This window comes from Achromobacter kerstersii (genome assembly GCF_902859595.1).
GTDB classification, from domain to species: domain Bacteria; phylum Pseudomonadota; class Gammaproteobacteria; order Burkholderiales; family Burkholderiaceae_B; genus Achromobacter; species Achromobacter kerstersii.
On the sequence record NZ_CADIJQ010000001.1, the window covers coordinates 1650583 to 1673672 of the forward strand.

The 23090-nt window shown below is 65.8% G+C and carries 19 protein-coding genes; 10 read left to right on the forward strand and 9 right to left on the reverse strand.

Annotated elements, in window-relative coordinates; all coding sequences use genetic code 11:
• Positions 1-10 precede the first annotated feature (10 nt).
• On the forward strand, positions 11-895 hold the full coding sequence (locus HV765_RS07180; RefSeq protein ID WP_175169239.1) for a LysR family transcriptional regulator: 885 nt from the start codon (positions 11-13) through the stop codon (positions 893-895).
• Between the two features lie 115 nt (positions 896-1010).
• Here the strand turns inward: HV765_RS07180 and HV765_RS07185 are convergent, their stop codons facing one another.
• From HV765_RS07185 to HV765_RS07195, 3 genes are all read right to left on the reverse strand, one after another.
• Positions 1011-2573, reverse strand: a complete 1563-nt coding sequence (locus HV765_RS07185) for an amidase (protein WP_175169240.1) — start codon at positions 2571-2573, stop codon at positions 1011-1013.
• A 114-nt stretch (positions 2574-2687) separates the two neighbouring features.
• Entirely contained in the window at positions 2688-3668 is a 981-nt protein-coding gene (locus HV765_RS07190) for a Bug family tripartite tricarboxylate transporter substrate binding protein (RefSeq protein ID WP_175169241.1), read from the reverse strand.
• Between the two features lie 71 nt (positions 3669-3739).
• Positions 3740-4933, reverse strand: a complete 1194-nt coding sequence (locus HV765_RS07195) for an NAD(P)/FAD-dependent oxidoreductase (RefSeq protein WP_420840111.1) — start codon at positions 4931-4933, stop codon at positions 3740-3742.
• 111 nt (positions 4934-5044) lie between these two features.
• Here HV765_RS07195 and HV765_RS07200 point away from each other — a divergent pair, with 111 nt between their 5' ends.
• Genes HV765_RS07200 through HV765_RS07210 form a run of 3 tightly spaced genes read left to right on the forward strand, consistent with a single transcriptional unit; the run spans position 5045 to position 7371 of the window.
• Positions 5045-5665: a helix-turn-helix domain-containing protein gene (locus HV765_RS07200; protein ID WP_054425254.1), complete on the forward strand. Its 621-nt coding sequence runs from the start codon at positions 5045-5047 to the stop codon at positions 5663-5665.
• Between the two features lie 56 nt (positions 5666-5721).
• The gene (locus HV765_RS07205) at positions 5722-6804 is read left to right on the forward strand and encodes a flavodoxin family protein (protein ID WP_054425253.1); all 1083 of its coding nucleotides are present in this window, start codon (positions 5722-5724) and stop codon (positions 6802-6804) included.
• Positions 6805-6813: 9 nt separating this feature from the next.
• Positions 6814-7371: a low affinity iron permease family protein gene (locus HV765_RS07210; protein WP_175169243.1), complete on the forward strand. Its 558-nt coding sequence runs from the start codon at positions 6814-6816 to the stop codon at positions 7369-7371.
• Positions 7372-7393: 22 nt separating this feature from the next.
• Here the strand turns inward: HV765_RS07210 and HV765_RS07215 are convergent, their stop codons facing one another.
• The 3 genes from HV765_RS07215 to HV765_RS07225 form a co-directional block, all read right to left on the reverse strand.
• On the reverse strand, positions 7394-9862 hold the full coding sequence (locus HV765_RS07215; protein ID WP_254600486.1) for a TonB-dependent receptor: 2469 nt from the start codon (positions 9860-9862) through the stop codon (positions 7394-7396).
• Between the two features lie 142 nt (positions 9863-10004).
• On the reverse strand, positions 10005-11000 hold the full coding sequence (locus tag HV765_RS07220; RefSeq protein WP_254600487.1) for a FecR domain-containing protein: 996 nt from the start codon (positions 10998-11000) through the stop codon (positions 10005-10007).
• Positions 11000-11545, reverse strand: coding sequence for a sigma-70 family RNA polymerase sigma factor (locus tag HV765_RS07225; RefSeq protein WP_420840112.1), 546 nt, complete (start codon positions 11543-11545; stop codon positions 11000-11002). Before HV765_RS07225 ends, HV765_RS07220 begins: the two co-directional genes overlap by 1 nt.
• Positions 11546-12020: 475 nt before the next feature.
• Between HV765_RS07225 and nirB the strand changes: the two genes are divergently transcribed.
• The 6 genes from nirB to HV765_RS07255 are packed head-to-tail and all read left to right on the forward strand — an operon-like array spanning position 12021 to position 19720.
• Positions 12021-14579 carry a nitrite reductase large subunit NirB gene (nirB, locus tag HV765_RS07230; RefSeq protein WP_175169244.1) on the forward strand — a complete coding sequence of 853 codons (2559 nt, stop codon included), beginning with the start codon at positions 12021-12023 and terminating at the stop codon, positions 14577-14579.
• A complete protein-coding gene (gene nirD, locus HV765_RS07235; RefSeq protein WP_175169245.1) occupies positions 14579-14956 on the forward strand; it encodes a nitrite reductase small subunit NirD in 378 nt (125 codons plus the stop codon). Before nirB ends, nirD begins: the two co-directional genes overlap by 1 nt.
• A 40-nt stretch (positions 14957-14996) precedes the next feature.
• Positions 14997-15809 carry a formate/nitrite transporter family protein gene (locus HV765_RS07240; protein ID WP_054425243.1) on the forward strand — a complete coding sequence of 271 codons (813 nt, stop codon included), beginning with the start codon at positions 14997-14999 and terminating at the stop codon, positions 15807-15809.
• A gap of 22 nt (positions 15810-15831) precedes the next feature.
• Positions 15832-17589, forward strand: coding sequence for a bifunctional protein-serine/threonine kinase/phosphatase (locus HV765_RS07245; protein WP_175169548.1), 1758 nt, complete (start codon positions 15832-15834; stop codon positions 17587-17589).
• 16 nt (positions 17590-17605) lie between these two features.
• Complete coding sequence (cobA, locus tag HV765_RS07250) at positions 17606-18430, forward strand: uroporphyrinogen-III C-methyltransferase (protein ID WP_254600488.1); 825 nt, start codon at positions 17606-17608, stop codon at positions 18428-18430.
• Between the two features lie 27 nt (positions 18431-18457).
• Positions 18458-19720 carry a nitrate- and nitrite sensing domain-containing protein gene (locus HV765_RS07255; RefSeq protein WP_175169246.1) on the forward strand — a complete coding sequence of 421 codons (1263 nt, stop codon included), beginning with the start codon at positions 18458-18460 and terminating at the stop codon, positions 19718-19720.
• Between the two features lie 13 nt (positions 19721-19733).
• Here the strand turns inward: HV765_RS07255 and HV765_RS07260 are convergent, their stop codons facing one another.
• From HV765_RS07260 to HV765_RS07270, 3 genes are all read right to left on the reverse strand, one after another.
• Positions 19734-21266 (reverse strand): MFS transporter, encoded by a 1533-nt coding sequence (locus HV765_RS07260; protein ID WP_175169247.1) that lies wholly within the window; start codon positions 21264-21266, stop codon positions 19734-19736.
• Positions 21267-21350: 84 nt separating this feature from the next.
• Complete coding sequence (locus tag HV765_RS07265; RefSeq protein ID WP_054425616.1) at positions 21351-21806, reverse strand: MarR family winged helix-turn-helix transcriptional regulator; 456 nt, start codon at positions 21804-21806, stop codon at positions 21351-21353.
• A 76-nt stretch (positions 21807-21882) separates the two neighbouring features.
• Entirely contained in the window at positions 21883-23079 is a 1197-nt protein-coding gene (locus tag HV765_RS07270) for an arsenic transporter (protein WP_254600489.1), read from the reverse strand.
• Positions 23080-23090: the final 11 nt, after the last annotated feature.

A 23090-nucleotide genomic window follows, 5' to 3' on the forward strand; every position in this document is an offset into this window, starting at 1 on the left:
GGACATCGCCATGGACCTGAAGCACATCCGCACCTTTGCCGCCGTGGCGCGCGAAGGCAATCTGACGCGCGCGGCCGAGCACCTGCACCTGACCCAGCCGGCGCTCAGCTTGCAACTGAAGAACTTTCAGGAATCGCTGGACCTGACGCTGTTCGCGCGCACCGCGCAAGGCCTGGCGCCCAACGCCGATGGCCGCGCGCTGCTGCCGTCGGCGCAGCGCATCCTGGACGCGCTGGACGATTTCCAGCGCGCCATCGGCGCCTTGCGCGACACGGTGCAAGGCGAGTTGCGCATCGGCACCATCCTGGACCCGGAATTTTTACGGCTGGGCGCAACCCTGCAATACCTGGTCGAGCACTACCCGAAGATCCGCCCCACGCTGCGCCACGGCATGTCCGGCTCGGTGGGCCGGCAGGTGCGGGCGGGGGAATTGGATGTGGGCTTCTTTCTGGGGCCTGCGGGGTCCCAAGGCGGACCGGGGCTGGACGCGCTGCCGCTGGCGTCGTTTGCCTATTACGTGGTGGCGCCCAAGGGCTGGGGCGCGCAGGTGGCCGGACGCGGCTGGGCGGAAATTGCCGCGCTGCCGTGGATCTGGACCCCGCCAGATTCCGTGCACCATCGCCTGCTGGCGGACAAGTTCGACGCACTGGGCATCGCGCCCAACGCGGTGGCAGAAGTGGATCAGGAAGCGTCGATGCTGGACCTGGTGCGCTCGGGTGTGGGGCTGTCGCTGGTGCGGGACTCCATCGCGCTGCGTGAGTCGCAGGCCAACGGCTTGCTGCTGATCAAGGGGCTGTCGATTCAGGCCGAGCTGTCATTCATCACGCAGGCGCCGCGCCGTGCCGACCCGCTGGTGGCGGCCGCGTTTGCGGCGGTCAAGGCGGCGTTTGGATAGCCGCCCCGGGCAGCACGACTCTCAGCCCCGGGCAGCACGATTCTCAGCCCCGAGCCGCACGATTCTCAGCCCAGAATGCCGGCTTGAACCCACGTCCCCAGCCCCCCCCCCGCTTTTACACCGCCGCCGACGCCGAACCGCCCGCGCGCAATGACGCGGCCTCCTCAGCCGTGAACGCGCGCGTCGCCAAGGCTTCGGGCGCGGGATGCGTCGCCAGCTCACGCAGCGCCGGGACGGGTTGGGCGAGCTTGGTCAAATCCGGACGCGGACGGCGCAAGGCGTCGCTGGCCGCAAACGCCTGCTCCATCGCATGGCCGCACGCCAGCACGCGCGCATCGCCGCGATGCGGGCCGATGACTTGCAGGCCGAATGGCATGCCGCGTTCGTCCACGCCGCACGGCAAAGACAGCGCCGGGTTGGCCACCAGCGTCACCACGTAAGTCAGCCCCAGCCAGTGGTAGTAATTGCGCGCGGGCTTGCCTTCGATGGTCTGCGCATACAGCTCCGACCACGGAAACGGCGACACCGGCGTCACCGGCGACAGCACCAGATCGTAATCGCGGTACAGCGCTTGGAAACGGCGGAACAGGCGCGTCTGCTCCAGATGGCTCCAGGCGCGGTCGGCCAGCGTCATGTTGGCGCCGATCTCGTAATTGGCGCGCACGTTGGGGCCGAGCAAACCGGGATCTTTTTCGTACGTGTCGCGAAACGCGGCGACAAAGCTTTCGGCGCGCACCACGTCAAAGCAGCGGTCGGCCTCGCCCATGTCCACCGACACCGGATCGCAGCTGCGGAACAAATGCCGCATGGCTTCGATCTTGGCGCGGAAGGTGCGGCGGATGTCATCGTCCACCGGGCACACGCCGAAGTCTTCGGTGTAAGCCACGCGCAATGACCCCAAGTCCACCCGGCCAGGCACCGCGTACAACGCGCCGTCATCGGAATACGACAAGGGGTCCAAGGGATCAATGGCGACGGTGGGCGCCATTTGCAGGCAGGCATCTTCGACGCTGCGGCCCATGGGGCCGACGACAGAAATCGGCGTCCAGCCCAACTGGCGGCGGTCAACGGGAATCAAGCCCGGTGATGGCCGAAAGCCCACCACGCCGCACTTGGCGGCGGGGATGCGCAGCGACCCGCCGGTATCCGACCCGGTGCACAAGGGCAGCATATCGGTGGCCAGCGCCGCAGCCGAACCGCCTGATGAGCCGCCCGCGTTCAACATGGGGTTGAAGGGGTTGCCGGTGGCGCCCCAGACGGGGTTGCGGGAATTGGCGCCCGCGCCCATTTCCGGCACGTTGGTCTTGCCCACCACAATGGCGCCGGCCGCCCGCAAGCGCGCCACCAGAATGTTGTCGGCCACCGGCACGTTTTCGCGGAAGTTGGGCGACCCGTAAGTGCTGAGCAGGCCGCCCGTGTCTTCCAGGTCTTTCACGCCCAGGGGCAAGCCATGCAGCGCACCCAGCGCATCGCCGCGCATCACGGCCGCTTCGGCGCGCCGCGCTTCGTCGCGGGCGCGGTCAAAGCAGGTGGCCGTCACGGCATTGATGGCCGGGTTCACCGCCTGGATGCGGGCGATGCAGGCATCCAGCAGCTCCACTGGCGACAGGCTGCGGGCGCCGATGCGCCGGCGCAGTTCAACCGCGGACAGCGACAGCAGATCGTTGGAATGGCTCATGCAAAAAATCCTTGTCAGTCTTGAAAACAGCGCGGGGACGGCCATGACCGCCCCCCGGGTGTTGCGTGGCATGCCCGGCGCGGCGGGCATGTTTTGCGAAGCGTGGGAGCAGGCTTACTGTGCCTTGATCCCGGCGCGTTTGGCAATCTGCGCGAAGCGCGGCGTTTCTTCAGCGATGATGCGCGCGACCCCCGCGCCGTCCATCGGCGTGGGTTCAAAACCGCTGGCGCGCAACTGGTTCTGGGTGTCGGGGTCTTGCAAGGTCTTGGTGATGGCGGCGTTCAACGTCGCGACCACATCCGCTGGCACGCGCTTGGGCGCGAACACGGCTATCCAGGTGTCCATGCTGACGTCCGGGTAGCCGGCCTCGGCCACCGTCGGCACGTCTGGCAGGAAGCCGGAACGCTGCGGCGTGGTCACGGCAATGGCCTTGACCTTGCCCGATTTGATCTGCGGCATGGCTGACACCACCGTATCGAACAAGACCGGAATCTGGCCGCCGATCAAGTCCGTCATGGCCGGCGAACTGCCCTTGTACGGAATGTGCGTCATGTGCGTGCCGGCGGCTTCCTGGAACATCTCGCCCGCAAAGTGCGACACCGTGCCAATACCGAACGAGCCATACGAAAACTTGTCGCCCTGCTTGCGCGCGGCGTCCACCAAACCCTTCACGTCTGAATACGGCGTCTGCGGATTGGCGACGATGATCAACGCCGCGCGTCCCACCATGCCCACCGGCTGGAAGTCTTGCGACGGGCTGTACGGCAGCTTGTCGTACACGGCCGGGTTCACCGTGAACGTCGTGCCTGAACTCAGCAGCAGCGTGTAGCCGTCGGGCTCAGCTTTAGCCACCGTCTGCGCGCCCAGAATCGTGCCTGCGCCCGCCTTGTTCTCGACGATGATCGACTGCCCCAGCTCCTGCCCCATGCGCTTGGCGATGATCCGGCCCAGCACGTCGCCCGCGCCGCCCGGCGGAAAGGGCACGATCAGCTGGATCGGCCGTTGCGGATACCCGGCGGCCTGCACGGCCCCGGCGCTTGCGGCCAAAGCGATGACGGCGCACGCCACGGCAAACTTCCTGCGTTGCATGAACATGGTTATTTTCCCCTTGTTGTTCAATTGGTCTGAGCAGAAGTCACAGCAAATAATGCGTTGAAAGCCTGGGCCTAGCCCCCGGGTGCTTTGCGCAGCCGCATGGGCGACAGCAACGACGGGGCCACGCCCTCGTCGATCAGCGCGTCCGGCAGCGGCTGCCCGGTCAAGAGCGCCGCCGCCATCGCCGACACGCCCGCCGCCGACTGAATGCCATAGCCGCCCTGCGCTGCCAGCCAGAAAAAGCCCGGCTGGGCCGCGTCAAAACCCACCACCAGATCGCCGTCCGGCACGAACGAGCGCAGCCCGGCCCACACATGGGCGGGCCGGCGGATCGTCAGCGTGGTGGCTTCCTCGATGTGATAGATGCCGGTGGCCACATCCAGTTCTTCGGCCACGACATCGTGCGCGTCCACCGGGTCGGCGTTGGCGGGCGAGCCCAGTAACTGGCCCGCATCCGGCTTGAAATAGAAACTCTCGTCGATGCCAACCACCGCCGGCCACGCCGTGCAGTCCACGCCTTCGGGCGCGGCAAACGTGAAGGCGCTGCGGCGGCACGGCTGCAAGCCTACCGGGGCCACGCCGCAACGCTTGGCCACTTCATCGGCCCAGGCGCCCGCGGCGTTGACGACGATGCCGGCGTCAAGATGCGTGCCGTCCGTCAAGGTCAACGCCCACCGGCCATCGCCCTGCTGCGCGCCCGACGCGACTTCGGCGTGGCAATGCAGCACCGCGCCATGGCGGCGCGCGCCCGCCAGAAAACCCTGGTGCAGCGCATGCACGTCCAAGTCGCGCGCGTCGGGTTCGAACATCGCGCCGCCCGCCACGGCCTCGGGCCGCAGGCACGGCACACGCGCCAACGCGTCATCGCCATCCAGCAATTCCACATTGCCGGCCAGCGCCCGCGCGGCCTCGAAACTGTGGATGAGCATGTCGCGCTGCGCTTGGCTGGCGATATACAGGCAACCGCGATCCTGAAGAATCGGGTGCTCGGAAAAGCCCGCCGGCGGCTGTTCGTAGAACGCGCGGCTGGCGCGCGTCAGCGCCTGGATCTGCGGCGTGCCATAGGTTTCCATGAACATCGCGGCGGAGCGGCCCGTGGAGTGATAGCCCGGCTGCGACTCACGTTCCAGCAGCAGTACACGGAGCGGAACACGGAGCGGAACACGCGGCGGCGGCTCGGTTTCCGCAGCCAGCCGGTAGGCCAGCGACGCGCCGGCAATGCCGGCTCCCACGATGACAACATCAAACTGCTGCGTGCTCATGATGCCCTTCGGAATTCTCGTATATGAGAATTCTCGGATATGACAAAATACTCGTCAACCAAAAAAGGCTGGCGAAAAACACGCTAGCCCGTGCCGCTAAGGGAAAGCACCGATATGGCCCCCGTTCGCCCGCCCTCGCCCGCCGCCGACATCCTGGCCGACCGCAGCAGCCTGGGCGTGCGCCTGCGCGCGCTGCGCAAATCGCGCTCGATGACGTTGAAGGCGTTGTCGGCGCTGACCGGCGTGGCGCTGTCCACCCTGTCGAAGATGGAACTGGGCCAGGTATCGATCAGCTACGCCAAGTTCGCCGCCGTGGCCCGCGCGCTGGACGTGGATATCGCGGAATTGTTCGGCCCCGTCGAACACGCCGACCCCGCTGACGCCGCGCCCAGCGCCTTGCGCTGCACGCTGGCCGACGCCCCCGGTTACCTGACCGGCACCTACGACTACAAACTGCTGGCCGGCCAATACCCGCGCCGCAGCATGACGCCCATGTACGGCCGCATCCTGGCCCGCGATGCCTCCGAGTTCGAGGACTACATGCGCCACGCCGGCCAGGAATTCCTGGTGGTGCTGGAAGGCGAAATCGAGCTGCGCTTCGAGAACGGCGAATCGATGCGGCTGGCCAAACACGACACGGCCTACTTCGACAGCGGCGTCGGGCATATCTATTTGTCCTGTAGCGCCGCCCCTGCCGAAATCATGGTGGTGATGACGGGCGGACACGACAGTTAACGCGGCAGGCACGGGGTTTGCTGACCCTGCGGATCATCCCCTGCAGGCAGACCCCGATGACCGCATCCAAGCCCGATATCCGCAAGGGGCAATATTCCGGCCCGCTTTCGCGCGACACCTTCACGCTGCGCTTCATGCGCCGCTTTTACGACCCCGCGTTCAAGGCTGAAAAAGAGGCGCTGGCACGGTTGGAAGCCATCGCGTGGGATGCGTACCAAGACGGCCGCAAAGCGCCCATCACCGAGAAAGCCGGTGCGGGTTATGCCGACCCGGACTACGACCTGTCCGTGGAATGGAAAGACGCGCACGATCGCCTGGAGCAAGCCGCAAACGTCCAGCGCGACCCCGGCACCCGTTCGCGTGTGCTGATCGTCATCGGGTCCGCCCGCAACGACGGCACCTGTCCGGGCGAAGTCTCAAAAAGCTGGCGGCTGGCGGGGTTGATGCAAGCCGAAGTGGAAAGCGCGGGCCTGCAAGCCGACATGCTCGACCTGAGCCGACTTACGTCGGAATACCAGTATCAGATCCATGCCTGTAAAGGCTGCGTGTCGTCGGCTATGCCGCTGTGCCATTGGCCGTGCAGCTGTTACCCCAACCATTCGCTGGGGCAAGACAACGATGCCATGAACGATATCTATGAACAGTGGGTCGCGGCGCACGGCGTGATTCTGGTGGCGCCCACGTATTGGTACCAATCGCCCAGCCCGTTAAAGCTGATGATTGACCGCCTGGTGTGCGCGGATGGCGGCAACCCAGATCCCACAACCACGTCCGGCAAAGATGTGGAAAAGGCAAAGCAGCTTGAACTGGCCGGCTGGCCCTACCCCAAGCACCTTGCCGGCCGCGCTTATGGCGTGGTGGTGCACGGGGATGTCGCCGGCATCGAAGTGCAGCGGCGCGCGCTGTGCGACTGGCTGGACTGGATGGGGCTGATCGATGCCGGGGCCATGGCACGGCTGGATCGCTACATCGGCTATTACGAACCCTACGCCACCAGCCACGCCGACCTGGACCACGATCAGGCGGTGCAGGAAGAGGTGCGCAATGTGGCGCGCGCCATGGTCAATTGCCTGCCCCGTTTGCGCTCGGGCGAGCTGGCCCCGGCGGATGAAGGCCTGCGCAGTCCCCGGCCGAAATAGGTGAGGTCCATGCAGAAGCCGAACGTGAAGACCGACGACAACGAACAGCACGCAAAACGGGAACAACCACCGCCTGCAAAGTCGCACGCGATCACGCGCTTCTTCGACCACTTTGCCGCGCACGTCACCAAATGGGCGGGGTCGCCAACCGCGTTCGGCGCCGCACTCATCGCGGTGTTGATATGGGCCTGCACCGGCCCCGCCTTTGCTTATTCAGAAACCTGGCAACTGGTCATCAATACCGGCACCACCATCGTGACGTTCCTGATGGTGTTCCTGATCCAGCAGAACCAGAACAAGGACGCCCGCGCCCTGCACCTGAAGCTGGACGAATTGTTGATCGCGCTGAAAGGCGCCGACGAAGGATTGGTTGACGCCGAGCAACTGGACGAAGACAAGCTGCTGGCGCTGGCTGCGGCCTGCACGGCGCGAGCGCGCGCGCAGGCCCGCGTCGACCGCAGTAAAGGGCGCCGGTCGACGTCAATAAAAGGCGCAAAGAAAACCGTGCGCGGCAGCCTGCGGGTGCGCCGGCGAGTGATGCGCGTGGGCAAGACGGCCACGCCCTAGCCGCCCGCCCCCGCCCCATCAATCAGAATTCCGCCGTCACCGACAACAGCACGGTCAACGGTGCGCCGACGGTCAGGCCTTCACGCGCGGCCGACTGCCAGTAATTCTTGTTGAACACGTTTTCCACCGTGGCCCGCACCACCATCGGCGTGCCGTTGGCCTTGAACCCGTAGCGCGCGCCCACATCGAAACGAGTCCAGCCGGGAATTTCCTGCGTATTGCCTACGTCCACGTATTGGCGACTCGTGCGCAGCATGCGGGCCGTCAAGGTCAGGCCTGGCAGAAAGGGCGTATCCCATTCCGCCGCCGCATTGAACTGGAACTGCGGCACGGCCGGCGCGCGGTTGCCGTCGTTCACACCGCCTTCCGTGCGAGTCAGACGCCCGTCGGTATAAGCCACGCCCCCCAGCAGGCGCACGCCTTTCGCGGCGTCGCCTTGCACCAGGAATTCCAGGCCACGGTTGCGTTGCTGGCCATTGGACACGTAGCGGCGGGTGGCCGGGTCCAGGAAACTGCTGGGGTTTTCGATCTGGAACGCGCTGAGCGACGTGGCGAACTGGCCGAAGTCGACCTTCGCCCCCACCTCGACTTGTTTGGAGATGGCAGGCGCAAACATTTCGCCCGCGTTGACGGCGCCTTCGGGCGCGGTGCCGCCCTGGCTCAGGCCTTCGATGTAGTTGGCGTACAGCGAAAGGGGCTCAATCGGCCGAACCGTCAATGCAAAGGCGGGGGTGACGGCCGACTTGTCGTACTCGGACGTGTGCCGCCCCGTAGCCGCGTCGAAGTTGGTCGACTTCACCTGTTGATGCCGCACGCCGGCAATGAACTGCACCCGGTCGTCAAACATCGACAGCGTGTCCGCCAAGGCCACGCTGTACAGGCGCGACTCGCTCGTGCGGGGCAGGTCGCCGGGGCGGGCAATATTCGGCTTGGGCAGATCAACCGGATCATAAATATTCGAGAACACCGTGCGCGAACGGATGCGGGCGGACGAATAGTCGATGTCCAGCGCGCTGGCGCTCAGCGCGGGCTCGTGCTTGATCGCGCCGGTATGGAAGCGGCCGCGCACGCCGACCTCTGCCGTCTTGCTCAGCAACGACTCGTTCAAGCGCGCCGGCACGGCGCCAATATCGCCATTGCCATCCAGCATCAGCCAGCTGGTTTGCAGGCTTTCGAAGTCGTGCTTGCGCGCACCCACCGCGCCGTACACGGTCCAGTCCGGCGACAAGTCATATTCAGCGCGCAGCGCGCCCGACCATTCCTTGGTTTTCCAATACGTCCACGACGGGAAGAAGTTGCCCCGCGCATCGGGCGCCCGGCCAATGGGCACGCCCGGCTCCGGCGGAAACAACAAGCCGCTGCGCGCGTCGGTATTCCGGTTCTGATAGTTGATGTCGCCTTCCAGTCGGAAACGCTCGGCCTGGTAATCCAGGCCGAGCGCAACCGCGCCCAGGCTTTCTTTCGAGCCATCCATGGGCAGGTCGCCACCGCTGCCCGCCACGTTCAGCCGCACGCCCCATTCCTGGGTATCACCATAGCGGCGGGCCAGATCGGCATGCACACCAAACTGGCTGTCGCCAATGTAGGACAGGGTGTAGCGGTTCAGCGGTTCGGCCCCCGCGCGTTTGGGCACCAGGTTGATCGAGCCGCCCACGGACCCATAGGGCGCCATCCCGTTGAGCAAGGCGTTCGGGCCGCGCAGCACTTCCACGCGTTCAACGCCAATCAAAGAACTGGAATTGCGCGGCGACACGCCGTACAGGCCGTTGAACGACACGTCGTAATTGAACAGCGTGAAGCCGCGAATGTTGAACTCGTCGCGGCCCGCCCCGCGCGAATAGGTGTTGCGCACCGACGGATCATTGACCAGCACATCGCCAATGTTCTGGGCCTGCTGATCTTCGATCAGCTTGGACGTGTACTGCGTCACGCTGAACGGCGTGCTCATGTCGTCCATATTGCCCAACAGGCCGACACGGCCGCCGCGCGCCACCTGGCCGCCGGCGTACTCGGGCGGCAACCCGCTGGACAGCGCGCTGCCGGTAACGGTCACCGTATCCAGCACGGTGGCGCCTGCTTCTGGCGTCGCGTTCAAGCGAAATTGATTCGGCGCCTGGCGCGTGGCGCTCAAGCCCGTGCCGGCCAAGGCCTGGCGCAGCGCGTCCGCTCGCGAGTAGTTCCCCCGCACGCCGCCGCTTTGGCGGCCCGCCACCAGGTCTGGTGTCGCGGCCAGCAAGATGCCCGATTCATTGGCCAGCCGCGCCAGCACGTGGTTCAACGCGCCCGGCGGGATATCAAACGACAAGACGTCCGACGTTTGGGCGGCGCCCGCTGATGCCGCTTGCGCCCGGGCCGGCTGATCCCAGGCCGCAAGCGCCACGACTAACGCCAGCGGCAAGCCCAAGGCTCGCGCCCCGCTGCGGGTCAACGCCATGGGGCGAGCGGGCGCGGCGGCGAACGCCGTGCGGGAAAGAGGGGTGCGATGGGGCATGACTGGCCTGTGCTCTCGTGCGAAGGAAGGTAAGGAAAGAGAGGGGCGATACGCCGGCCAAACCTCGGGCTCGGCAGACTCTCACTATCCTTAATCGAACGAGATGGCGATTTCCGGAACCGCCAGATGCAGATTTTTTATTTCAGCCCCGCGGTTCAACGCTGATCCACCAGGGCAGCGTGCGTTGAACGCGAATCGGCAGCACCGACGACAGCATGTCCAGCGCCCGGTCGGCATCGTTGATGGGGTAGCTGCCGAACACGCGCATGCGCGCCAATTCCGGCGATAGCCCCACATGGCCATAGCGGTAACGGCGCAACTCCGCCACCACTTCTAAGAGCGGCGTGTTGTCGGCCACCAGCACGCCATGCGCCCAGGCTTCGTGCGCAGGATTGGCGGGCGCCATGGTTTGCAGGGCATGGGCGGTGAACCGGAGCTGCTGGCCCGCCGGGACGATGCCTGTCGCATGTGAGCGCGCGGCGTCGACGCGCACCGCGCCTTCAAACACCGTCACCAAGGTATCGCCAGCGTCCTGGCGCACGGTAAAGCGCGTGCCCAGCGCTTGCAGACGCCCTTGCTCCGTATCCACCAGAAATGGGCGCAGCGGATCTCGGCCCGTATCGATCAGCATTTCACCGCTCACCAATTGCAGCCGGCGCTGCGTGGGGTTGAAGTCCACGTTGAATGCGCTCAGCGCCTTGAGCCAGACCTGGGTGCCGTCGGGTAGCGCGACGCGCGCGGTTTCGCCCACGCCCGCGCGATGGTCCGCGCCCCACGTCGACGCCATGACAGGCAGCGCCGTGTGCCGCCACGCGCCCCAGCCCAAGCCGCCCGCGGCCAGGCCGGCCAAGCCCAGCAGCACGGCGCGGCGCCTGCGCGGCGCCCCGTTCGCCGCCTGGCCAAAGGCCCTGACCGCCGCATCACGGTCCGGGCTGGCATGCAAAGGTTCAAAGCGACGGCCCACGCGTTCCACATAACGCCATGCCTGCTGGTGCTCCGCCGCGTTGTCCAGCCATTGTTTCCACTTGCGCTGCTCAGACGCAGACGCCGACCCGGTACGCAACAAGGCGTACCACTCGGCCGCCTGCTCCATCACCTGGTGCGACGGTTCCTGCCCAGACGCCTCGACCCGGCCCATCACGCCATCGCCAAGTCTGTGCCGCCAGCGGCCAGCCGCGCTTCGAGCTTCATGCAGCACAACATGGCCTGCGCCACGTACTTGCGCACCATCCGGGATGACACCTTCAGCACGGCCGCGACTTCGTCGTCGGTCATTTCGCACGCCACCGCCATCACGAATGCATGCGCCGCCTTAGGCGGCAGTTCGCGCAGCATCGCGTCGATCTCGCCCAGCGCCTCAAGCACCATGGCCTGCTGTTCGGCGGAGGACGCCGTCGGCTCGGGTTGCGCGGCCAACTCTTCCAGCCAGGCCTGCTCCAGCGTGCGGCGGCGCCACAGGTCCACGCACATGCCGTTGGCCATCTTGCGCAAATAGGTGCGCGCCTGCTTGGCGTCATCAAAGTGGCAGGGCCGCGTCAGCAGGCGCACAAACGCGTCATGCGCCAGGTCGGCCGCATCCGCAGCGTTGCCCAGACGCCAGTTCACCCAAGCCAGCAGCCAGTGGTGATGGTTGCCGTACAGCTGCTCGAATTCCTGCGACACACTTTGCGATCCACTCACGATCTTGCCCGCTCCTGACCCGACGCCCTGCGCCCGTTCTTGCCGCAATTCAGCATCAATGTGAATGCGAACGGTTATCAATCCAACGAAGGGCAGATTATGGCCCGGCAGAAAGCGCTTTGGCAACGCCGCGTGAGTGGTATCGATGCAACGGCGCGGGTGGGCGCGGACCCAAATCGGTGCGGCAACGCACAACGCGGTGCACCAGTTTGGCGCGCGAGCCTGATCCCGCGCGATCCCAACGCTATGCAGCCTGCGGGCACACGCTGCCTGTCGACTGCCCTATTCCCCTATGAGCCGCGCGTTAAAACGTGCCCCCGTCATGACGGACCTGCCGCGTTGGCACGGTCTTTGCTTAATGGTTCATGCAGGCCGCAAGGCCGCACCACAACTTGAGCAGTACCGGCAAAGGCGCCCCGACCAACAGGTCCAGGGCGCCTTTTGTCTTTTGATTCACATTCAGCGCTTGGGGATATTCATGAAAGCAGCGGCCTCTCCCGATTCCTTGCAGACGCTCGTCGTCATCGGCAACGGCATGGTGGGACACCATTGCGTCGAGCAACTGATCGCGCGCGGCGCACTTGAGCGCTATCGCATTCACGTCTACGGCGAAGAGACGCGGCGCGCGTATGACCGCGTGCATCTGTCTGAATACCTGAACGGCCGCGACGCCGAATCAATGGCGATGTGCGAGGCGGCCTTCTATGAACAAGAGGGGCTGCATCTGCATCTGGGCGAACCGGTGCTTGAGATCGACCGCCACACGCGGGAAGTCGTCACGCAGCGCGGCCGCGTGGCCTACGACAAGCTGGTGCTGGCCACGGGCTCGTACCCATTCGTGCCGCCCATCGCGGGCGCGGAAGGCGCGTCGCGCCTGGTGTATCGCAGCATCGATGACCTGGACCTGATCCGCGACGCCGCACGCGGTGCGCGGCGCGGCGTGGTGGTGGGCGGCGGCCTGCTGGGGCTGGAAGCGGCCAACGCCTTGAAGTCATTGAACCTGGAAGCACACGTGGTGGAATTCGCGCCGCGCTTGATGCCGGTGCAACTGGACGAGGCGGGCGGCGCGGCGCTCAAGGCGCGCATCGAAGCCTTGGGCGTCGGCGTGCATCTGTCTCGCGCCACGCAAGACATCAAGCCGGGCACGCGTTACCGCTACCGCATGCGCTTTGCCGAAGGCGAGCCCCTGGAAACGGACTTGATCGTGTTCTCGGCCGGCATCCGCCCGCACGTGACGCTGGCGCGCAAAGCCGGGCTGACGTTGGCCGAACGCGGCGGCGTGGCCATCAATGACCGCTGCCTGACCAGCGATGAACGCATCTACGCCATCGGCGAATGCGCGGCCTGGAACGGCACCGTGTTCGGCCTGGTGGCGCCGGGCTATCAGATGGCGCGCATCGTCGCGGCCGACCTGTGCGGCGCGGAAGAAACGCCCTTCACCGGCGCCGACATGTCCACCAAGCTGAAGCTGCTGGGCGTGGACGTGGGCTCCATCGGCGACGCGCACGGAGTCACGCCGGGCGCACGCAGCTACCGCTACATCGACGAAGCCGGCTCCAGCTACCGCCGCCTGGTGGTGTCCGACGACGGCAAGCGCGTGCTGGGCGCCGTGCTGGTGGGCGACAACCGCTACTACGACACCCTGCTGCAATACGCGCAGAATGGCATCGCGCCGCCCGCCGACCCCGCCAGCCTGATCCTGCCGCTGGGCAAGGCCGCGCCCGCACTCGGCGTGGACGCGCTGCCCGCCACCGCCACAATCTGCTCCTGTCACAACGTCAGCAAAGGCGCGGTCAGTGCGGCCATTGATGGCGGCTGCACCGACTTAGGCAGCGTCAAGCAATGCACCAAGGCGGCCTCGGGCTGCGGCGGGTGCGCCGCGTTGCTCAAGCAGGTGGTGGAACATGAACTGGCCAGCCGGGGCGTGGAAGTCGACAAAAGCCTGTGCGAACACTTTGCCTACACGCGCCAGGAGCTTTACGCGATGGTGCGCGTGGGCGGCATCGAAACGTTCGACGAATTGCTGGCCCGCCATGGCAAGGGCCACGTCGGTTGCGACATCTGCAAGCCGGCCGTGGGTTCGATTCTGGCGTCGTGCTGGAACCGCCCCATTCAAGACCCGCACCTGGTGCCGCTGCAAGACACCAACGACACCTTCATGGCGAACATGCAGAAGAACGGCACGTACTCGGTGGTGCCGCGCATACCCGCCGGGGAAATCACGCCCGATGGCCTGATCGCCATCGGCGCCGTGGCCAAGAAGTACCAGCTGTACACGAAGATCACGGGCGGCCAGCGCATCGACCTGTTCGGCGCGCAGCTGCATGAATTGCCCGACATCTGGGCCGAACTGATCGCCGCCGGTTTCGAAACCGGGCACGCCTACGGCAAGTCCACGCGCACCGTGAAGTCGTGCGTGGGCAGCACGTGGTGCCGCTTCGGCGTGCAGGATAGCGTGCGCATGGCGCTGGACATCGAGCACCGCTACAAGGGCCTGCGCGCGCCGCACAAGCTGAAGTTTGCGGTGTCGGGCTGCACGCGCGAATGCGCCGAAGCGCAGAGCAAGGACATCGGCGTCATCGCCACCGAAAACGGCTGGAACCTTTACGTGTGCGGCAACGGCGGCATGCGCCCGCGCCACGCCGAGCTGTTCGCCACCGACCTGGATGACGCCACGCTCATCCGCACCATCGACCGCGTGCTGATGTTCTACATCCGCACCGCCGACAAACTGCAACGCACATCCGTCTGGCGCGAATCGCTGGAAGGCGGGCTGGACTATCTGAAAGACGTGGTGCTGAACGACAGCCTGGGCCTGGGCGCCGAACTGGACGCGCAGATGCAGCTGGTGGTGGACCGCTACGAATGCGAATGGGCCAACGCCATCAACGACCCGGAAAAGCTCAAGCGTTTTCGCACCTTCGTCAACGAGCGCGGCGGCGACCCCGACATCCAATTCGTGCAGGAACGCGGCCAACCCCGGCCGGCCCCGGTTCGTGCTGCGCGTGTCATTCCGATTGCCGAGGAGATCGTCTGATGGCTGCCATAAAACCTGCGTTGAACGCCGCATTGAGCCCGGCCTCCGCCCCGAACTGGCGCGCCGTCTGCTCCCGCCACGACCTCGTCGCCGGCTCTGGCGTCGTCGCCCTGTTGGACGGCCAGCAGATCGCGCTGTTCTACCTGCCTGACGCCGACGGCGCGCCCTTGTACGCCCTCGACAACCGCGACCCGAAATCGGGCGCCAACGTCATCGGACGCGGTCTCATCGGCCAACTGGGCGGCGACCTGATCGTGGCCTCGCCGCTTTACAAGCAGCACTTCCGTCTGGCCGACGGCACGTGCGTGCAATACCCCGAACAACGCTTGCGCACCTGGCAGGCGCGCTTCAACGGCGACGCCGTCGAAGTCGCCTGAGCGCCACGCCCTCTTACCTACAACGCAATAGGGAATCATCATGTCCTACCTGGTACCTTCCGAATTCGTCACCAAAATGGTGGACGCGGGCGAGTCGAAAATCTACATGGCGACCCGTGACGTCCTGATCCGCGCCTTCATGGCCGGCGCCATTTTGGCGATTGCCGCCGTGTTCGCCGTGACGGTCACGGTGCAAACCGAGTCGCCCATTCTGGGCGCCGCCCTCTTTCCAGTGGGCTTCTGCATCCTGTACCTGATGGGCTTTGACCTGCTGACGGGCGTGTTCGTGCTGACGCCGCTAGCGCTCTTTGACAAGCGGCCCGGCGTCACCGTGAAAGCCATCCTGAAGCATTGGGGTTTTGTCTTCATCGGCAACTTCGCCGGTGCGCTGACGGTGGCGGTGCTGATGGCCATCGTGTTCACCTACGGTTTTTCCGTGCCGCCCAACAAGGTCGGGCAGGTCATTTCGCACATCGGTGAAAACCGCACGCTGGGCTACAAGGAATACGGCGCGGGCGGCATGCTGACCATCTTCATTCGCGGCGTGCTGTGCAACTGGATGGTGTCGCTGGGTGTGGTCGGCGCGATGATCTCGACGTCGGTCAGCGGCAAGGTCATCGCCATGTGGATGCCGGTGATGCTGTTCTTTGCGATGGGCTTCGAGCATTCCATCGTCAACATGTTCCTGTTCCCGTCGGCGATGATCATGGGCGGCAACTTCTCGATCATGGACTACATGATCTGGAACGAAATCCCAGTGGTGCTGGGCAACCTGATCGGCGGCATCTCTCTGACCGGCCTGACGCTCTACACGACGCACATGAAGACCGCGCCCAAGCGCCGCTTCAACTGATCCCGCCAGGACGCGCGCCGTGATGGACCGCCCCGCCCCCGGCGCCGCCGCCTGCTTGCAGGTGGCGGTGGGCCAGCACACCGAGCCGGGGCGCAAGCCGGTCAACCAGGACTTTCACGGCCTGTGCGTGCCGGCCGAACCGCTGCTGGGCGCCAAGGGCATCGCCATCGCGCTGGCCGACGGCATCAGCAGCAGCCAGGTCAGCCACATCGCCAGCGAAACCGCCGTGGCCAGCTTCCTGGAAGACTATTACTGCACGCCCGAAACGTGGTCGGTGAAGAAGTCGGCGCACAAGGTGCTCAGCGCCACCAACGGCTGGCTGCATGCGCAGACCCGCCAGCGCCATCACCCCGACCAGCCGCGCGACGCCGACCGCGGCTACGTCTGCACGCTGACCGTGATGGTGCTGAAGGCGACGACCGCGCACATCTTGCACATTGGCGATGCGCGCATCTACCGGCTGCGCGGCGGCGCGATGGAACCGCTAACCGACGACCATCGCGTGTGGATCTCGCAAGACAAAAGCTATCTGGGCCGCGCGCTGGGCTTGGCGCCGCACTTGGAGATTGACTATCACACCCAGCCGCTGGAGCTGGGCGACGTGTTCCTGCTGGCAACCGATGGCGTGTACGAACACATCCATGCGCAGGACGTCACGCACGCCATCGCGCTGCATCCCGACGCGCTGGACGATGCGGCGCGCGCACTGGTGCAACTGGCGTTCGAACGCGGCAGCGACGACAACCTGACCGTGCAGCTGGTACGCATCGACGCCCTGCCCCCGCGCCGCGCCGACGAAATTGCGCGCTACAGCCTGAACCTGCCCTGCCCGCCGTTGCTGGCCGCCGGCATGGAATTTGAAGGCTTCCGCATTCAGGATGAACTGCGCGCCAGCCATCGCAGCCACGTCTACCTGGCCCAAGACATTGCCAGCGGCGACGCCGTGGTCATCAAGATTCCGTCGTTGGACTTGCGGCATGACCCGGCGTATCTGGAACGGCTGATGACCGAAGAGTGGATCGCCCGCCGCATCGACAGCCGCCACGTGGTGCGCGCCTGGCCGATGCCGCGCGCGCGCCGCTATCTATACACGGTCAGCGAGTGCATTGCAGGGCGCACGCTGACGCGGTGGATGGCCGACCACCCCCGCCCCACGCTGGAGCAAGCGGTGGCGCTGATCGAACAGATTGCGCGCGGCCTGCAAGCGTTTCACCGGCTGGAGATCGTGCACAACGATTTGCGGCCCGACAACATTTTGGTGGGCGACGACGGCAAGGCCACGATCATCGACCTGGGCTCCACGCAGGCCGCCGGCCTCTTGGACCGCAGCGCGCAAGATGACGACGCGCCCCCGATGCTGGGCACCGCGCAATACGCCGCGCCCGAGCTGTTCCTGGGCGAAGCCGGCACGGCGCGGTCTGACTTGTATTCGTTGGCCGCAATGCTCTACCAGATGCTGTCCGGCCGTCTGCCTTATGGCGCCGACGTGGCGCGCGCCCGCAGCCGCGCCGCGCAGTTGCGCTTGAACTATGTGTCAGTGCTGGACCGCGAGCGCGAACTGCCCGCCTGGATTGACGGCGTGCTAAGCCGCGCCCTGCATCCCGACCCGGCCGAGCGCACGCCCGAGCTATCGGAATTCACGCATGTACTGCGTCACCCGCCAGCGTCCGCCGCCCACCAAGCGCGCCTGCCGCTGCTGGAACGCAATCCGCTCGCCTTTTGGAAAGGCCTGTGCGTGGTGCAGCTGATCGTGATCCTTATCCTTTTTCTTGATCGTTGAATCCAGGAGCCCTCTCATGAACCCTTCCGTCTGGTTGATTGGCGCCGGCCCTGGCGACCCGGAACTGCTGACCCTCAAAGCCGTGCGTGCGCTGGGACTGGCCGACGTCGTGCTGGTGGATGATCTGGTCAACCCGCAGGTGCTGGACTACTGCGCGCAAGCCCGCTTGGTCCATGTCGGCAAGCGCGGCGGCTGCCGCTCCACGCCGCAAGCCTTCATCCAGCGCTTGATGCTGCGCTATGCCCGGCAAGGCTTGCGCGTGGCGCGCCTGAAAGGCGGCGACCCCTGCATCTTTGGCCGTGGCGGCGAAGAAGCGCAATGGCTCAGCGACCACGGCGTAGGCTGCGAAATCATCAACGGCATCACCGCTGGCCTTGCCGCCGCCACCGCCTGCGGCATCCCATTGACCCAACGCGGCATGGCTCAGGGCGTTACACTGATCACCGCTCATTCCCAGGACGGCACGATGCCCGACTGGACGGGGCTGGCACGCAGCGGCACCACGCTGGTGGTCTACATGGGAGTGGCCAAATTGCACGACATGAGCAGCCAGTTGCTGGCGGCCGGCATGGCGCCCGACACCCCCGTGGCAATGATCGAACGCGCATCATTGGCCGACCAGCGTGAATGCCGCTCGACACTGGCCGCCATGACGCACGACGCCCAAGACTTTCAATTGCGCAGCCCCGCCGTGCTGGTCATCGGCAACGTTGCCGCCTGCCAGGTCTTCGGCGCCATGGATACGCCAATGGATGCGCCGATGGAGACGCCGATGGTGACGTCCACCAAAGATACGCCGATGCTGACGTCCACCGAACCCGTTTTGCGCCGCCGCGCCTGACTTTCCGAGACTGACAAAGAGACCGCCATGGCCGAACGCCACATGCCGCCGCCCTTGCGCTTTCTGCTTGCCGCCCGGCGCAGCGAGCTCCACGGGCTGGAAGCCTTGGCCGGCACCTGTGAATTGGTGGTGCGCATCAGCGCGCTGGTACACGCGCTGCAAAAGGAACGCGGCTACTCCAACCTGACGCTGTGCAGCCCGCAAGAACGCTTGCAGCAAACGCTGGCGGGCTTGAGCGACACCGCCGTCCGCATCGAGACCGACGCGCGCCATTTCCTGGATGGCTTGGCGGCCGACCCCGCGCATGGCAGCGGCAAGGCCCGCTTGCTCAACGGTATCGCCTTCGCCCTGTTCCGGCTGGACGAACTGCCCGCCCTGCGCCGCCAGATCCGCGACCGCGCCATCGCCGTGGCGGACGCCGATGCGCGCTTCACACAGGTCATCGGCAGCCTGCTGGCCGTGGTGTTCGAAGCGGCCGATTCGGCGCTGGACCCCGGCGTCACCCGCATCCTGGTCGCGCTCTTGAACTTCATGCAAGGCAAAGAGCTGAGCGGGCAGGAACGCGCTTGCGGTGTGATGGGATTTACAGCCGGGTTTTTCAGCGACGCGCAAAAGGCCCGCATGCTGGGCCTGGCGGCCAACCAGCGCCGCAGTTTTGATATCTACGCCGAACACGCTGACGGCGCGCCGCGCACGGTTTGGGAACAGATCCAGCAACAAGGCGAACCCGTAGAACGCATGCGCGACATGGCGCAGCGCACCGCCGACGGGCAACGCGTAGACGGCAGCCTTGCCGAACTGTGGTTCGACCTGTGTACCGCGCGCATCGACGCCATGCGCGAAGTGGAAAGCCTGCTGGCCCAGGCGTTGGCGCAGCAGTGCGAACGCCGTATCGCCGACACCCGCAAAGAACTGGACGACCGCCGCCTGCTGCTCAGCCGCTATGCCGAGCACGCCAGCGGCCAGGCGCCCAGCATGGTCTTCAGCGTGCAAAGCCGCATCGTCGACACCCCCGCGCCTGACGGTGTAGGCAGCGAATTGGAGCGGTCGATTCTGGACATGATGCGCGAGCAGACGCTGCGCATGCAGCGCGCCGACGACGCGCTGCACACCATGCGCGGGGCGCTGGAAGAAAAGAAGCGCATTGATCGCGCCAAGCTGCTGCTGATCAGCCATTACGGCCTGACCGAGCACGCCGCGCACGAACGGCTGCAACGCGCGGCGATGGATGGCGGCCTGTCCTTGTCGGACGTGGCGCGCCAGGTGATCGGCGAGCTGGCCGGGAATTGATCCACCGCGCCGCCTAGCGAAACACCCGCTGCGTAACGCTGACCACCACCCCGGCCAACGCCAGCACGGCCAGCACCCGGAAATGATCCAGGTTCGCCAGCAGCACCGATTGCTGGTCCAGCCATTGCGAGATATGCGCCATGGCCATCTGCTGCGCCCGCGCGGGGTCGGCCGCCGCAGCGTAGACGCCGCTCAATTGCGCCTTGGCCGCTTCAAAATTGGCGTTGCCTTGGGCGATGCCCGCCATCAGCACGTTGTAGTGTTCCGACGTGAACCACTGCTGGCCCACCGTCGCCACCATGATGCCCAGCGCCTGCCCCACCTGCGCCAGCATGTTCTTCACCTGCTGCGCATGCGCGAACACCGCGGGGTCATGGGTCAGCCCCGTGAAAGTGTTCATGGCGGTGGCCGGCATGACGATCATGATGAACACGCCGTAGCAGGCCAGCGCGGGCAACACATCCGTCCACGGGTCAGCCGAAGGCGTCAGCCGCGACATCAACACGGCAAACGCCGCCAGCGCGGTAAAACCCGCCACGAAGAATTTGCGCGGCGACGGCCAGCGGGCAAGCAACTGCGACATCACTGCAAACGTCAGCACGCCCGCGCCCAGCCCCATCGCAAAGAACACGCCCGTGTTCGCCCACGACAAGCCCAGCGCGCGTTGCAGCATCAGCGGCACCAGATAGCCGTTGGCGCCCAGCATCAGATAGCAAAACATGAATAGCGCCAGGCCGCTCAGAAAGCGCACTTCCTTCATGCCGCCCAGCTTCAGCAACGGCGCGCCATGACGCGTTTCCGAGCGCACAAAAAACGCCAGCGCCGCCAAGCCCGCTGCGGCGTAAAGCACCAGCAGATGGCGGTCGCTGAAAAAGTCGTAATAAGACCGCTGCAACGCGTGCAGCAGCAAGAAACTGCCCAGCCCCAGGGCTGCAATCGGCGCCAGCCGCGCCTGCCCTGCCACCGTCACGCCACCGTGATCGGGCATGGCGAGCGCTACCGGAATCATCGCCAGCAACGACAACGCGGCGACCAGCCAGAACATCACGTGCCAGCCCGTTTGATCCACCGCCACCGACGCCAGCAACGGCCCCAGCGCCGTGCCCGTGCACAACCCCGTCGCCAAGGCCTTGATGCCCTGAAAACGCGCGGGGCCTGGCGGAATCAGGTTCACCGTCAGCCGCGATGACGTCAGCATTGCTGCGCAGCCCATTGCCATTAGCACCCGGCCCAGCAGAAACCCCGCTTCGCTGCGCGACAGCGCACACACCACCGCCCCCGCCGCCGCCGCGCCCAACGACGCCAGCAGATAACGCCGCAAGCCCAAGTGATGCACCAGCCAGCCTTGCAGCGCAATCATCACCACGGCCACGCAGGCATAGATGACCGCGACGGTGGTGTATTCCTCGGGGCTGGCGCCGATCTCACCCATGATGGGCGAGGCCGCGAACGTGACCATGCCGTTTTGCAGGAAGTCGACAAACGTCAGCGCTCCGATCGTCATCAGCAAGGCGGGGGGAATGGGAGGATGCGGGGAAGCTTGCATGGTGCGGCGAGTGTTCTTAAATTTATGCCCAGGCTGTATATGCCTAGGCAGATAAATAGATAAAAAAAATGCGGACGGACCGATTCAGCCCTTGCCCGCGTTGATCAGCAGCCGCGACAACAGCTTGTGCAGAGTCTCGGCATCGTCTTCTGAAAACCCTTGCAGCAAACGCCGCATGGCGACTTCGGTTGCGTCCAGCGCTTGCGGCAAGGCGGCCTGCCCCAGCTCGGTCAGTTCGATCAGGTAGCTGCGCCGATCCGCCTCGTTCTCGACCCGCCGGATAAAGCCCTTGGCCACGATGCGGTCCAGCAAGCGGGTCATCGCACCCGAGTCATAAGCCAGCACCCGGCAAAAGTCGCTAAGCGTACGGCCCCAGCCCTTGGCCAGACAGTTCAGCACCACGTACTGCGGCGTCGTCAGGTCATACGGCGCCAGTTCGCGCTCCAGCGCATCGTGAATGCTGGCGCGCACGGACGTCACCATGAAGCCGAGTTCACCGGTGTAGAAACTGTCCAGCACGGAAGGTTTGGCAGGCGACATGGCGGTCTGGGAGATCAAGGCGAAACGCGATTCCCGGATTTTATCTGCCTAGGCAGTAAAAACACAAGCGCTTGCGTCAATTCGTCAGGTGCAACGCCGCCAGGGCCAGCAACAGGGCGGGAGGCATCACGACGAGGCCCAGGCGCAGGAAACTGAACGCGCTGATATGCATGCCCTCGCGGCGCACGGCCAACAGCCAGAGCAAGGTGGCGAGCGAGCCGCTCACGGACAGGTTCGGACCCAGGTCGATACCGATGAGCAACGCGGCGGTTGTGCCGCTGGGCAGGTCAGCCATGCGCGCCAACGACCCCGCCATCAGACCCGCCGGCAAGTTGTTGATGACGTTGCCCGACAGCGCCGCGCCGATGCCGCTGGCCCACAGCGCGGCGTTGGCGGACAGGCCTCGCATCAGCTGAGCCAGGTCTTGCAGCACGCCGCTTGCAGCCATGCCTTGCACCAATACGAACAAGCCGGCCACCAAGGGCAGAACGCCCCAGGCGACGCCCTTGATCAGGCGCCATGGGCTGGACCGCGTCACGCCCAGCACCAGCACCGCCGAGGCGGACCCCGCGACCAAGGTGGGCATGCCCAGCCGGTAGCCCAGCGCCGACGTGATCAGCAAGGTGCACGCCGTGCCCGCCACGCCGACCGCCGCAATCCGCAAGGCCGGCGTCATCGGCGGCAGCGGCGGCGATGGCTTGAGCGGCTGTCGCAAGTCGTCGCGAAACACCAGCCGCAGCGTGACGTAGGTGGACGCAATCGCCAGTACGGAAGGCAGCGCAAAGTGCGCCAGCCAAGGCATCAGTGCGGGCATGCGGTCGCCAAACACCACCAGATTGGCGGGATTCGAAATCGGCAGCACGAAGCTTGCCGCGTTGGCGATGAAGGCGCACACGTACAGATACGGCAAAGGCGGCGCGCCCACCACGCGCGCCACGGCATAGACGGCCGGTGTCAGCACCACCGCCGTCGCATCGTTGGACAGCAGCACCGTGACCACCGTGCCCACCAGGAATACCAGATCGAACAGCCGCCGCGCCGAGCCGCCCGCATGATCGGCCGCCGCCACCGCCAGCCAGTCGAACAGCCCTGCCTGCCGGGCAACCTCGGCCACGAGCATCATGCCGATCAAAAACAGGTAGACATCCGTGCCTTCCAGGATGGCGCTGCCCGCCTGGGCGGCCGGCAGCAAGCCCAACCCCACCAGCGCGACGGCGCCCGCACAGGCCCAGACGTATTCAGGCAACCGCCAGGGGCGAAACAAGATAGCCATGGTGGTTGCCG